The 13,470-nt window shown below is 34.7% G+C and carries 10 protein-coding genes and 4 pseudogenes; 5 read left to right on the top strand and 9 right to left on the bottom strand.

Translation table 11 applies throughout. The annotated features are described in order from the left end of the window. Window positions 1-154: 154 nt before the first annotated feature. Together JFU54_RS15650 and JFU54_RS15645 are read left to right on the top strand one after the other, a co-directional pair. Window positions 155-733: a sensor domain-containing protein gene (locus tag JFU54_RS15650; protein ID WP_201065160.1), complete on the top strand. Its 579-nt coding sequence runs from the start codon at window positions 155-157 to the stop codon at window positions 731-733. 113 nt (window positions 734-846) lie between these two features. Continuing rightward, a complete protein-coding gene (locus JFU54_RS15645) occupies window positions 847-2,634 on the top strand; it encodes a helix-turn-helix transcriptional regulator (protein WP_201065157.1) in 1,788 nt (595 codons plus the stop codon). Window positions 2,635-2,893: 259 nt separating this feature from the next. Here JFU54_RS15645 and JFU54_RS15640 read toward each other — a convergent pair whose 3' ends face one another. The 3 genes from JFU54_RS15640 to JFU54_RS15630 all read right to left on the bottom strand — a co-directional run bounded on the left by JFU54_RS15640 (window position 2,894) and on the right by JFU54_RS15630 (window position 7,179). Continuing rightward, window positions 2,894-5,284, bottom strand: coding sequence for a penicillin acylase family protein (locus JFU54_RS15640; RefSeq protein WP_201065154.1), 2,391 nt, complete (start codon window positions 5,282-5,284; stop codon window positions 2,894-2,896). A 79-nt stretch (window positions 5,285-5,363) separates the two neighbouring features. Further along, window positions 5,364-6,125 carry a DnaD domain-containing protein gene (locus JFU54_RS15635; protein WP_201065151.1) on the bottom strand — a complete coding sequence of 254 codons (762 nt, stop codon included), beginning with the start codon at window positions 6,123-6,125 and terminating at the stop codon, window positions 5,364-5,366. Between the two features lie 472 nt (window positions 6,126-6,597). Beyond that, window positions 6,598-7,179, bottom strand: a complete 582-nt coding sequence (locus JFU54_RS15630) for a TetR/AcrR family transcriptional regulator (RefSeq protein ID WP_201065148.1) — start codon at window positions 7,177-7,179, stop codon at window positions 6,598-6,600. Between the two features lie 221 nt (window positions 7,180-7,400). Here JFU54_RS15630 and JFU54_RS15625 point away from each other — a divergent pair, with 221 nt between their 5' ends. After that, window positions 7,401-8,633 (top strand): MFS transporter, encoded by a 1,233-nt coding sequence (locus tag JFU54_RS15625; protein WP_201065145.1) that lies wholly within the window; start codon window positions 7,401-7,403, stop codon window positions 8,631-8,633. A 131-nt stretch (window positions 8,634-8,764) separates the two neighbouring features. Then, the gene (locus tag JFU54_RS15620) at window positions 8,765-8,938 is read left to right on the top strand and encodes a hypothetical protein (protein WP_002013769.1); all 174 of its coding nucleotides are present in this window, start codon (window positions 8,765-8,767) and stop codon (window positions 8,936-8,938) included. A 214-nt stretch (window positions 8,939-9,152) separates the two neighbouring features. On the opposite strand, the pseudogene JFU54_RS15615 reads toward JFU54_RS15620, so the two are convergent. After that, window positions 9,153-9,272 (bottom strand): annotated as a pseudogene (locus tag JFU54_RS15615) (IS1595 family transposase); the annotation flags it as partial. 99 nt (window positions 9,273-9,371) lie between these two features. Between JFU54_RS15615 and JFU54_RS15610 the strand changes: the two are divergent. Continuing rightward, window positions 9,372-9,648, top strand: a pseudogene (locus JFU54_RS15610) (hypothetical protein); the annotation flags it as partial. A 68-nt stretch (window positions 9,649-9,716) separates the two neighbouring features. Here JFU54_RS15610 and JFU54_RS15605 read toward each other — a convergent pair. From JFU54_RS15605 to JFU54_RS15585, 5 genes and pseudogenes are all read right to left on the bottom strand, one after another. After that, on the bottom strand, window positions 9,717-10,043 hold the full coding sequence (locus JFU54_RS15605; protein WP_201065142.1) for a DUF3895 domain-containing protein: 327 nt from the start codon (window positions 10,041-10,043) through the stop codon (window positions 9,717-9,719). Window positions 10,044-10,289: 246 nt separating this feature from the next. Beyond that, a pseudogene (locus JFU54_RS29795) lies at window positions 10,290-10,451 on the bottom strand (alpha/beta fold hydrolase); the annotation flags it as partial. Window positions 10,452-10,812: 361 nt separating this feature from the next. Continuing rightward, entirely contained in the window at window positions 10,813-11,535 is a 723-nt protein-coding gene (locus tag JFU54_RS15595; protein WP_201065139.1) for a M15 family metallopeptidase, read from the bottom strand. A gap of 48 nt (window positions 11,536-11,583) precedes the next feature. Continuing rightward, a complete protein-coding gene (locus tag JFU54_RS15590) occupies window positions 11,584-12,819 on the bottom strand; it encodes a CapA family protein (protein WP_063218236.1) in 1,236 nt (411 codons plus the stop codon). A gap of 323 nt (window positions 12,820-13,142) precedes the next feature. Further along, window positions 13,143-13,425, bottom strand: a pseudogene (locus JFU54_RS15585) (DUF817 family protein); the annotation flags it as partial. Between the last annotated feature and the right edge of the window lie 45 nt (window positions 13,426-13,470).

Here is a 13,470-nt window from a genome sequence, read left to right as displayed (position 1 = left end):
TGGAGATTAATATAAGCATCTTTTTTAACCAGAAGTAGGTTACTCTCCCCTTTTTAGCATCATTTAGAGATGTCATATGACACTTTTACACTAGTGAGAATGACAAAAAAAGCAATATAATTCGTTTATTACATAGATAGGAGCGATGAGCTTTATGAAATCAAAATTCATCCAGAATGGTTATTTTTTATTACTAACTTTCATTACAGGTTTGTTTTATTTTTGTTTTTATCTAATAGCTCTGCTATTCAGTTTCACCCTTTCATTTACGGTAGTTGGGATTCCATTAGTTATACGCGTACTACAAACTACCACACCCTTTATCCAATTCGAGCGCATACAAACGAAAATTTATACTGATATTTCGACAGAATCTTACGATAGAAGTGTAACGACGGATACATCGGACTGGGCGCAAGTAAAATTAGGACTTACGGATCGCCACACCTGGTCTGCTGTCTTTTGGTTAATGCAGAAATTTGTGATTGGCATTTTCAGTCTCATTAGTGCAATCTTTTTTTATGTAATGCCACTTATGTTCCTGTTAGCACCACTATTGTATCGATACATCGATATGAATATTATTTTCATACAGATAGATACTTTTCCCAAGTCACTCCTTGTAATGTCTATCGGTATAGTGTTTACCGCCATAAGTATTAAAATAGTAGATGGTTTAACGAAAAAATTTGGAGGTTATACACGCAGTATGATTCAGCAACTAAATCGATAGAAGTTTGTAGTCTACGAATAGTAGGCAGCTTAAACTTAAAAATATAACAATGTAAGAAGGATTATTCTATAATATAGGAAATGAGAAAGAAGGCTACTTAGGGGGTAAATAAATTGTTTGATATGGTTAAATATTGGTTTTGGTATGATTGGATTATGTTAGGAATCCGTCTACTTGTTAGTGTGTCTACCCTCCTAGCAACATTAAATTTCCAGGATGGTTTAACATTACCACTTTGGATTATTATTATTTGGGAAATTATTGCCTTCTCTATTCCATGGGTAGCCTTACTATTCAATTATAAATATTACTTATTCACAGAAATATTGCTATATGGTGGACTATGTATATTCTTAACCTCTTTATTTCCAGAAGCTTACAATATCTTTCTTATATCGGTATTTCTTATCGCAGCAAATAGTAAGCATTTGTCCTATTATTGGACAGCTCCAACAACAGTTTTTATAACAACTGGAATTTTCTATGCGGTTGCGCCAAGTAATAGCTATTGGGTTATGGTCACCTATTATGGATTCGCTTATGTAATGGGATTCGCCTTTCATTTATTAATCGTCAATCATAAGCAAAATGAAGCAATTCGTAAACAAAACGCAGTACTTGAGCAATATATGTCTCAGATTGAACGCATAACACTGGCAGAGGAACGAAACAGACTATCGGGTGAGCTTCATGATACAGTTGGTCACGCTTATACTTCTATTATTATGGGGATGGAAACGTTGCGTACCGAACTTGCTACTGAGATGGGTATACAGAGGCTAGATTCTCTGCTTGAAATGGGACGTAAAAGTATTGAGGACGTGAGAGGTTACCTACATCAAATGGATTCTCCGTGTCAATCCCCTTCCTTGATTCAATCTCTACAAAATCTTGGAGCCGAATTTCAGGTGCACGCTCAGGTAAATGTAAGTTTTAGGACATTCGGAGAGGAATATCAACTATCTCGGCAAGCGAAGATCGCATTCATTCGTTGCTTACAAGAGTCCCTTACGAATGCAGTACGTCATGGCCAGGGGACTGAAATTATAGTTTCATTGCAGTTTGAACAACAATATACGAGGTTAGAAGTTCAAGATAATGGAAAAGGAAATATAGAATGGCAAGAAGGCTTCGGTATGAATGCGATGAAAGAACGTGCAATGAATTTGCAAGGTCAATTGTCTGTATATACAAAGCCAGAGGAAGGAATGCTTGTTACATGTACCATACCGCGACAAACTGAAATAAAAGATGGACTTATTCGTTTGTTAATTGTAGATGATCAGCCATTTGTTCGGGAAAGTTTGAGGACACTACTCGATAGATATGAAGATTTAAATGTAGTCGGTTTGGCTGAGGATGGCAATCAAGCCATCGATTTGTGTGGGCGCCTTCAACCCCATGTTATACTTATGGATTTAGATATGCAGCACATGGATGGAGTCGAAGCAACCAAAAAGATTAAGGAACAATGGCCACATATCCGCGTATTGATTTTTACAACTTTTCAAGATACCGAACAGGCGTTGGAATCGCTTCGCAACGGTGCGGATGGTTTTTTACTCAAATCTATTGAAACGTTGGAGCTAGCTAATACGATCCGACTTATTCACAAAGGTGGGACACTGATTGATCAGGGAATGTCTCACAAAATATTTGAGAAGTTTGATGAGCAAAAAGAGACACCACAATCAAAAGCAACCGCCTATGAGCTAACAGCTAGGGAGATAGAAATATTGCAGCTAGTAGCAAAAGGACTTCGATACACTACCATAGCATCAAGGTTATATTTATCAAATGGTACGGTCAGAAACTATGCTTCCACAGCTTATACAAAGTTAGGAGTTCGTAACAAAGAAGAAGCTGTTCAAAAGGCTCTAGAAATTGGAATTATTGAATAACAAAATGTTATGCGGTGTATAAAAATGAGCAACAAAAAAACAGAACGCTTTGTGTGGTTTCTTTTGTAACAGAGTAAATAAGGTCCGTTATCGTATAAGTAAATGTTAAAACACTTACTGTTTTGTCATAATAAAATCATTGAATCTTATTCTCTAAAATACAATAGCCTACTATCAATTTAACTGATAGTAGGCTTTTAAAATTATTTAAGAACTTGGTTATGTTCTAATTTAACAGTTTTCATCAGTGGAAATATTATCACTTCGGCTGTAAAGTTAATACTTCCCCTTCAATTCCATCTGTATTTAAAGTAGTCGTATGATACTCACCGTTCACCCAATCATCTATTTGATCATGATACCAATCGCTTCTAAAATGTCCTGACTGTCCCGGCCCTACGATATGATAACCGTTTGACATATCTTTCGTATCAATAACAAATCTCCAAGATGCCCCGTGATTGACAATACCGTTATCTCCGTAACTCGCTGCTTGAACGGTAACTTGACTTCCACCTATTGGAACTGGTTTCTCACGATTAAATGCGAGTAATGCTAATATACTAGATGATCTCGAAATTGGATGTGTAAAAGCAAGTTGATGGTAATCGCCCCACTTCCACTCCGCAACATTCGGTCCATATTCCTTCTGTAATTTCTTCATTACATTTTCGTACGATGTATGCACAACTTTTGTGAAGCCTCCGTACTTCGTAAACCAAGCGCTATTTTCTCCTGCTACTTCTTTTCGAATCAATTCATCAACTACTTGTGACTTCCCTTCAAATAACTCCATCACATCTTTCGGTATTTCTTTTGAAAATAGCGTATTCGGAATCTCTTTCATTAACAAATGGAATATTAATGGTGCAGCTTCATCTTTACTATCGTAAAAATTCCACTTTGTTAATTGTTTTACGCCTTCTTTCTCTACTTCATTTAAAGATGCTTTATTTAACTCTTTTAAAAATATAGGAGCAAATTCTTTCCCGTATAAATTTTTTTGATCCATCTGTAACTCTTCTAAATCTTTTACCGTATACTTATCCTTCTCTTGCAAAAACTCTTGAATACGCATTTGCCTGTAGGGTTGCGCCCACGTATTACTGATATGGTACGGATAATTATCATCAACAATTTTATTATTTGCAGTTGAAATAAACCCTTGTTTTGGATTTATTACTTTCGGTAGCTGATCAAACGGAATATACCCTTCCCATTCATATTCATCTGTCCATCCTGGCACTGGCAAACTACCATCACCTTTTTTACGCACTGGTATATTTCCATTCGCTTTGTAAGCAATGGTTCCGTCATTTGATGCAAACACAAAGTTTTGAGTTGGTGTATGAAAATCTTGAAGAGCAGTTTCAAACTCATTCCAGTCTTTCGCTTTATTCATATTTAATACAGCCTTTAATTCAGCTGATGGCTCTAAAGCAGTCCATTTCAAAGCGAATACTGTTTTCGTTTTCTCTTTCCCTTTATCTGCAAACTCTGAAATTACTGGACCATGCCTCGTAACCGTCACGTTATACGGAATTGTTTTCCCGCCTTTTACTTTAATAGATTCATCAACAACCGTAGCTTTTTCCCACTTATCGTTATACAAAAATTCATTTTCATTATTAGGATTTCGCTTCTCAATATATAAATCTTGCACATCAGGACCAGTATTCGTAACGCCCCATGCTATTTTGGCATTGTGACCTAATATAACACCTGGTACTCCTGCGAAAATAACGCCACTCACATTTAAATCTTTCATTTCAAGTTGCGATTGATACCAAATAGAAGGCGTCGCAAGAGATAAATGAGGATCATCTGCTAAAATTGGCTTACCAGACGCACTCTTCTCACCGCTTATGACCCAGTTATTACTACCGTTAAACTCAGGCGGAATGATCGTTTTTGCAAAACTTTGTGCTACGTCCACATTTGTATTTTTCAGTTCAGCTAGCAATCTAGGCGCATCTTTCGGATATGTAGGAAATAGCTCATTTGCTTGCTCTTTCGGTAAATTTTTCAGCGCCCAATATCGAAATGCCTGTCCGTGCCAATGTCCGCCTAAATCAAACGCCATATACTTTCCAATCGTTAAAGAATCCACGATTGACCATTCGGCAGGTTCATAGCCTAGTAAAGTAAACTCAACCGGCAATTTCTTTTCCTCTTTTGCCTCACGTATAAAAGCGTTCACTCCATCAGCAAATGACTGCAGGGCATATTTCGCTTCCCCATCATATTGACTAACAGATGCTTCTGCCGCCCGCCGTAAACCGAGCGTTCGAAACAATTTATCTCGATCAACAGCTGCTTCCCCTACAACTTCACTTAACATACCAGAAGCTTGTCTTCTACTTAAATCCATTTGAAACAAACGATCTTGCGCTTGTACGTATCCTTGCGAAAAATATAAATCATGCGCATTTTCCGCTTTAATATGTGGTACACCTTTACTATCTCGTTTCACCGCAACAGCATGTTGTAAATCCTCAAGTTTTATCGTTCCATCTATCTTTGGCATAGAACTCAACGTATATATGTTCAAAAAAATCGCTGTACAAATAACTAATAAAAGAACGATACTACTAGACCAAATAAAAATTCTTTTTCCCCTATTTCGTTTCTTTTTTATGACGACTTCCATACAATCCCTCCTCTCTCAATCTATTCGCTTCTATTGTGAAAGAACCTTTTAGAAAAGAAGAAATCATTACTTGCTCATGCTATGGATCATACAAACTGAATACTTCTCTCTTACGCACTATTTCCTTTCCTTTATTGAAGCTTACTCGTCCTTTCTTACACCAATCCCTCAAAATCCCCTTCACATAAGCGAACGTCCCCTTAGTATTTTCAAACGCAATTTTAAGTGCCTCTAGTACTTTATCTCCTGAAACTCTTTGCATCCATCCCTTTAATTCCTTCACTATATATGGAGATAAACTACTAATATTTTGTTCGTAAAACTTGTAAACTTCACTATGCGGAGTGACCTCCTCTACTCTTTCTACCTCTTCCTTCTCTTGAATAATTACTTGTTGTGAATTACTATCAATCTCTTCCTCTGGCATACCAAAATACTGAAGTAATAATGGAATCTTGCATTCTTCTTCAAGACATTTACGCAAAAACTTATGTAGGAACTCTTTACTTTTCACCATTTTCAGCTCACGTAATACACATTTCTCTATGTTCGTATTAAAAATAGGATTATAGTGTAACCAATTTATAATGAATAACTCTTTCGTTTCCGCATCATATAAAATCTTCCCGTATTCCACAAACCGGTTCAATAACTTCTCAACAGTCTCCATACTGTAACCAGTTTCAAGCTCTGCCAAACGCTTTGGCAATATGTAAATACCACATTGCTTCGTTTTCGTACCAGTTAACAAATATATGTAAAAATAACGCTCTTCTGGCGTTAAATCTAATATGAATTCATCTTGCCAAAAGTTCACCTGCACATTACGGTACACCGCCATCAGTTTCCCTCCACTCTTTGCTAGCAAATAGGAAAATTCCAATCCTTCAATATAAATATAAGAATGAGGTAACGGTTTTGGCATTCGAATTTCAATTTTTTTTACTACTACTACACCGATTTTATTTTTTCGCGCTTTTTTGTTCTTGTAGTTGTTTTTGTTTTTGTTTTTGTTTTTGTTTTTGTTTTTGTTTTTGTTTTTTCTTAGTGATTTATTACTTGGTAGGTGCTTATAAGGGGCTTTGAAGGGGCTTATATAGTATTTTCATTCCTCTCTTATCCGATTCCTAATTACAAATGTCTCCAACAATCTTCATATATTGCAGACAACCATTATGATTCACCTGCTCATATTTACACGAAAATAAAAAGCACTTGTTGCCTTCGTAGACAATTCAGTGCTTAAAGTTAAAAGCTTATAAATAAAAGTGTCTATAATCGACATAGTTGATTGAAATACAATTCTGTTACATTTATTTTAGTAACGATAATATGATACATACCGAATTATCTACAACTGAACGTTCTGGGCGAGATTTCATTAACACCGTTAATCCAATTAATGAAGTAACTAGCGTTTGTGCCAATGCTTTAGCATTCACATCACTTTGCAGTTCTCCAGACTGAATTCCTTTAGTAATTAATTCTTGAAATATAACTGAAAGATACATTTGATGTTCTCTAGTCAGCACTTCAAATTTTTCATTATGAGGGGCAATCTCAACCATTGTGTTAATACAAAAACAGCCTTTATTTGATTCTTTTTTATATTCCTCTTCCACCATATTTTCAAAAAATATACGAATGGCCTCTTTTACAGATTGTTCTTTTTGAAGTTTTGTTCGAATGCTAGCTGCGTGTAAATTCGTGTATCTCCGTAATGCAGCTTCAAATAGCCCTTCTTTATCACCAAATGCTGCATATAAACTCGGTCTTTGTATTTCCATTTTAGCAATTAGATCACTTAATGAAGTAGCAGCGTATCCTTTCTCCCAAAAAAGTTGCATAGCAGCATCCAAAGCTTTTTCTTTATCAAATTCACGTAGTCGAGCCATTTAACCCATCCTCTTTTTTCACCTGTTTTCTAAATTATAAATCACGTTTTTATGTACTAATCAGTATATTATATATCGTATTAAATTATAAATGATATGTCAAAAGAAACTGAATTTAATTTACAATTCACTTGACATAGCAACTTATCCCTGATTATATTTGACTTACAAAATAACATATCGTTCGGTACATTATTTTAAAAACAAAAGGAGATGATATTATGGATGCTAAAGAAAAAATGACAACTGCTCTTACACAGAATAATGATCAGTTCCAATCACCTATCAATACAATCATGCCCCGCTATATAACTCTATTATTTTCAATAGCTTGCGGGATGGCTGTGGCGAATATATACTTCGCTCATCCTCTACTTGATTCTTTATCAAATGCGTTTAAGATCAACCATTCAACTATTGGTGTCGTTATTACGATTACTCAAGTTTGTTATGCACTCGGATTACTTTTATTAGTTCCACTTGGTGATTTGTTAAACAAAAAAAGACTTATCATTGTTCAAATGCTTTTATCCGTTTTCGCTTTAATTGTGGTCGGAGTCGCTCCTTCCAGTACCGTACTTTTTATAGGTATGGCCTTAGTCGGAATTCTTGCGACTGTTACGCAGACACTCGTCGCATACGCATCCATTTTAGCTATCCCAAAAGACCGTGGGCGAATAGTAGGTTTCGTCACGAGTGGTGTCGTAATAGGAATTCTGCTTGCACGTACATTTGCCGGAACATTAACAGATCTAGCGGGATGGCGTTCCGTTTATCTCACCTCTGCTGTACTTATGCTCTTCGTAATTGGTTTGTTATATCGTAATTTACCTAGTCTTGAACATAAAAAAACAGCTATGACCTATCGTAAATTATTACGTTCTGTTCTCTTATTATTTGTAGAAGAAAGGATCTTACGTATTCGCGGAATATTAGCATTGCTTATTTTTACTTCATTCAGTATTTTATGGACCTCATTAGTTTTACCTCTAAGTGTTGCACCATATAATCTATCACATACAGCTATCGGAGCATTTGGTCTTGCTGGAGTTGCTGGTGCATTAGCTGCCACTAAAGCCGGACAACTTGCTGATCGCGGATTCGGAGAGAGAACTACTGGCATAGCCTTATCCTTATTATTACTTTCATGGCTCCTAATTAAATTAATGAACCATTCTCTATTCCTACTAGTTATCGGTGTTATCCTTTTAGATTTAGCTGTGCAAGCTGTACATGTCACCAATCAAAGTATGCTTTTCACAGTGCGTCCAGAAGCGAGAAGTCGCCTCACTGCCAGTTACATGATTTTTTATTCTATCGGCAGTGCAACAGGTGCAATTCTTTCCACAAACATTTATGCAAGCTACGGATGGAACGGAGTTTGTACATTAGGTGCATCCGTTAGTGCTTGCGCTCTTTTATTCTGGGCAATGACCTTACGACGATCGTCATAAATAAAGGCTGTTTTCTCAAAGATTGTTACTGTTAAAACTAAAAGGCAGATTTAATCTACAAAACGTGTAGAATACTTTGCTATAATCAACCCAGGATATATAATTATGGTTAATCGAAAGGAGGGATAATAATGAAACAAGTAGCTCTCCATCAATTGCACAAAGAGCATAATAAACGAATAGCAGAATTTCATAAAAAACACGAAATTGAAATTCAACGTGGTGAAAATGGGAACGGTTTGTTAGCTAAATGGGAAAGATTTTTTTATAACAAGGTAATTTTCCCTCTAAAGAATGTGAAATAATACCTACCTATTAAATGAATTGTCATCCTTGTACAGTTCATTTTTGTATCGTATTTTAAGTCAAATACGCATTACTCTTTTTTTCTTATTCAACTAAACTACTCCATTAGTTAAATAACAATAAACCATTGAATCTACCTAAAAAGCATCTGATTAATGATGCTTTTTATCTTTTCTTAATGCTTCAACTGGGAAACATTTAGATTTTTGGCAAGCTGAAATAAGTATTTGCTCTATCCAAATAATACGTACAAACGCCTTGAAATCGTTCCATCCATCTTTTCAAGCGGCGATGAAAGTTATTAACGTGTTGTATGTGGAATATCCCTTTTTTACTCGTTGATAGAGAGCAACAATCTATACGAAAACAGCCTAAATAAAAGGAGAATAATTTATTAGTGCATTTTTTAATATACTTTTTTTACAAAACTATAAAATTGCGAAAAATACGATTCAGGATTCTCCAGAACGAACAAAATCCGCTATGAATAATCTTCTAAACACTGTGAGGATTTCATATGCGCCACTACATGAAAAGGCAGTCGAGACTGCAAAAGAAGTTGGTATAGTTGAAGTAAAACGTAACAAGAAAAAGCAGTTTTCTAAATGCTTACGAAAATATGCATTTAGAACTTGATAGAGAAAGACTCGGTTTCAAACGTAAATATGTAAGATGTAAAAAAACAAAAAGGGGTATCAATCTTTCTTGATTGATACCCCTTTTTACTTTGGTTACTGAACTAGCTCCGTAGAAAACATTCATTTAATTCTGGACAACTTATATGTTAAAAATTTCTTCATTCAATTTATAAACCCTATCTCTTTTCTCATCATTTTTGATAAAAGTAAGCTTTCCTTCTGTAACAAACCCTTCTAATATTAAGCATACTTGTCCAAAGGCTTTAGGCTTATTCGTTGTAAATCTCTCATCTGATATTTTACCAGATCGTATTAATTGTTCGCATAGCTCAATTGCACTTATTTCTTCAGAATTAAATAATCCCAAAATATCTTTTTGCAAGGGCGATAAAGGTGCTGGGATCTCAGCTACCTCCACTTTTTCTTTTTCTTCTTCAAATAAATCTTCAAATGAAATTTGATTCATTACATCTTTTCCTTTCTGATAATGAATTTGCTTAACATGAACTGAATCTTATATGTACTAGAACTTTTAAATTTAGTTATTGTTATGTAGTCCTTACCTCTTTACATAAATTTTATAACTCATGTGCATCATTTTAAGTAGTATGTTTCAATTATACCAAATATACGTTCTATCATCTATTGAATTCGTTATTGCAGAAATGAAAGCAATAGTGAACATCATCTGATTTGTTAGTTGCACAAAACATGTAACAAATCTATACTCATCTTTTAGTTTGTCAGCCACTTCTATAAAAGTAAGACTAGAGCCACCTAACCCATGTAAACAAAAGATAACCGGATTTTTCTTATTACCCCATTCTGTGATGTGTACTTTCTTATGTCGATTATTAACAAAATATCTCTTCACCCTATTCAGCTCCTAAAATATTTTCCCTACACCAACTATTTCATCTTAACAAAATTTGTAAGATGCTAACAAATAAAAAACACTACCAATCGCAGTGTTTGGGCTACCTCCACATGTCTATCAAGCTAAGAAAAGCTAACATCCAAAACAAAAAAGATGGCGAGGTTAATATTGTAGCATCTGGAAAGTAGGCAGTCTCTAAAGCCTAGTTAAGCAGATACAGTAAGCAAGTATTCTATGTTACGAATGAAAAAGAATCTGATATGAATATCAGATCCTTTTTCACTGCTTCTTTTATAAATTTAATTTCTTGATACATATATCTTTTCACACGATAACTGGTTCATACGTGCTCAAATTATCATACACCGTTTTCGCAATACTCTTCTAAAGTTAATCCTTTTTCTTTTAGATAAACAGCAACTTCTTTTCCTACATAACGATAGTGCCATGGCTCATACTTAATGCCAGTAATATTCTCTTTATCTTTTGGATAGCGGAGAATAAACCCATACTCTGCAGCATTCTTATCTAACCATTTGAATGCATCAGTCGTTTCAAATTTTGCATTTAAATCTTCTACAGTATTCTGCCATTCAACTGAAATAATATCTAATGCTAATCCAGTGTGATGTTCACTTGCACCAGGATACTGAAGATATTCCAATGCCTTAGCACTAGCCTCTTTATCCGACAAACCTTGAGATTTATAGCTTTTAACTGAAGCATCATAATAAGTTTGTTGTAATTTTATAGCTCGATAACCTGATCTTAAATAAAGATTGATTCCCTCTTTTTTTGCAGCTGTTACCATATCCTGATAGGAAGTTGCAATTCTGCTATCGATTTTCATATTTGGCTTAGCATTTTGAGTGATACTTGTTAATTCAATCCCTAGTTCCTTTGATAACATATGTTCTCTATTTACAAGAATAATTCTCCAATCATTAAGATCAGAGATAGGTAAAACATCTTTTTTATTCGCATTTATCTCATTTTTATTTTTATCGTTATTATTAGTAGTTTCCTGAGATGTTTGTTTTCCACTACAAGCAGCAAGGCTCCATCCCAATGTCAATACCAATGCTAAAATTATAAATTTTTTAATTGTATCTCATTCCCTTTTTGTTTATTAGTCTTTATACCAATTTCCCAACACATCTCTAGGAATATCCTTGAAATCCTTCAAAGAAACGGGACCTACAAATTTTTTAATCCCATGATTTTTAGAATTTTCATCCGAATAATCTTTTAAAAATTGAATTTTAAATTGTTTCTTACCATCAGCATAGTCGGTTACTGTCGGTACGAGTGCCGCTTGTCGTATACCAAAAGTTTTATCTTCATACTTAACAAATTGTATATAAGATAATCCTCCAACCAATGTTTCTAATTTTTCTTGAGCAGAAATAAGATTTCCAAGAGAATAATAGATTAGCGTTTGATGTCCATCTTTATTTTGTTTCCACTCAATTGGTTGAATTACATGCGGATGATTTCCAATTACTACATCTACACCTAAATCTGTTAAATATTGAGCAACTTCTTTTTGTTGTTTTGAAGGTGTAGAGGTATATTCAACTCCCCAATGCACCATAACAATCACCATATCAGAACTACTCTTTGCCTTTTCCACATCATTTTGTATCGCTTTTTTATCAATTAAATTTAATGCCCAAGACTTATCAGCTGGAATTTTAATTCCATTCGTACCATATGTATAATTAAGTAATGCAAAACGAATCCCATTTTTTGTAATCGTTTTTATTTCATTGCGCTCGTTTTGACTCTCATTAATGCCTACCGGGATAACATCCGGATATTTCTTCCAGTATTCTCTTGTATTCGCAACACCTTTAATACCCATATCCATAGCGTGATTTGTCGCTTGAGTCACTATATTGAATCCAGTATCCACTAAAGATTGACCTACTTCTTCAGGTGTATTGAAAGTAGGATATCCCTGTACTTTTAAATTATTTCCTGCAATCGGGGTCTCCTGGTTCACTATAGCAAGATCACTTGATTTAACAGCTTTTTTGATATTTTCATAAATATAGTTATAATCATATGAACCGTCTTTTTGTTTGCCATCTTTAATTACTGCGTCATGGTATAAATTATCACCCGTTGCTATTAAATTCACAACCGATTTTACTTTTTTATCTTCCGTAAAATTAGGAGATTGTTGAATAGGACTTTTATCTACCCAATTTGGTGCTTTTAAGGATTTATCTATATTTGATTGAGCCGGTGGTAATGAAGCTTTAGATGTCTTAACATCCGTATTACCACACGCGGTTAAAAGCACTAAAAAAATAAGACATAATAAAAAAATTCTTTTACTTCTCTGTAAATTATGTAACATGTAATCCTCTTTTCTGTTTTACTACTTATAACCAGTTCTAACAAATAACTTTTTAAAACAACGTATTTTGGTTTTACACTTAATTATGGAAGGACACTCTGTTACATCTGCTTCGGAATATACGGATATTTTTTTCCACTTTCTAACAATCTATCGATTCCATCAGAATTGATAGATTGCTAGAAAAACATTATCCACCAGGATGTCGACTAGGTTCCAATCAACATCCTCCAGATATTGAACTTGATATACCTGTTCCAATTGTAGTAGCTGGTTAATCTAAACAAGAGAGGAGAATAGTTCATATAGCCTCCTCTCTTGCTTTACGTTTGTGAGTGGCTCCAAAAAGAGGAAATCGCTGCCGTCCCCTCTTTAGATAGTGCGAAATCTGTGTAACTAATTTCTTTAAGTTGAGCGACAATCATTATACTGATAACAACGAGTAAGACCCAAGAACTTATTTTATCAATATACGAAAAAAGTAGCAATATTTTCTGCGATCCATATAAAGAAGCCCATTAGGAGAAATGAAAAAGGAAGTGGCATTTTATATGTGTTGTTTCGCACTGTGAATTGTACATAAGTTTTAGCAAAAACAATAAATAAAGGCTCTGTTGCAAAGTTTTCTACATGAAGCTACAGTCTAGAAAA

This window comes from Bacillus sp. TH19 (genome assembly GCF_016651075.1).
GTDB classification, from domain to species: Bacteria; Bacillota; Bacilli; order Bacillales; family Bacillaceae_G; genus Bacillus_A; species Bacillus_A mycoides.
The sequence above is the reverse complement of the archived record's forward strand: the minus strand, read 5'-3'. Positions and strand labels throughout refer to the sequence as shown.

What these genes read in the sequence shown, in the direction of transcription:
- JFU54_RS15620 (WP_002013769.1), top strand. Translation starts at nt 8,765, where the DNA reads ATGAAACAAGTAGCTCTCCATCAATTGCACAAAGAGCATAATAAACGA.
- JFU54_RS15590 (WP_063218236.1), bottom strand. Translation starts at nt 12,819, where the DNA reads ATGTTACATAATTTACAGAGAAGTAAAAGAATTTTTTTATTATGTCTT.
- JFU54_RS15605 (WP_201065142.1), bottom strand. Translation starts at nt 10,043, where the DNA reads ATGAATCAAATTTCATTTGAAGATTTATTTGAAGAAGAAAAAGAAAAA.
- JFU54_RS15650 (WP_201065160.1), top strand. Translation starts at nt 155, where the DNA reads ATGAAATCAAAATTCATCCAGAATGGTTATTTTTTATTACTAACTTTC.
- JFU54_RS15630 (WP_201065148.1), bottom strand. Translation starts at nt 7,179, where the DNA reads ATGGCTCGACTACGTGAATTTGATAAAGAAAAAGCTTTGGATGCTGCT.
- JFU54_RS15625 (WP_201065145.1), top strand. Translation starts at nt 7,401, where the DNA reads ATGGATGCTAAAGAAAAAATGACAACTGCTCTTACACAGAATAATGAT.
- JFU54_RS15635 (WP_201065151.1), bottom strand. Translation starts at nt 6,125, where the DNA reads ATGGCGGTGTACCGTAATGTGCAGGTGAACTTTTGGCAAGATGAATTC.
- JFU54_RS15640 (WP_201065154.1), bottom strand. Translation starts at nt 5,284, where the DNA reads ATGGAAGTCGTCATAAAAAAGAAACGAAATAGGGGAAAAAGAATTTTT.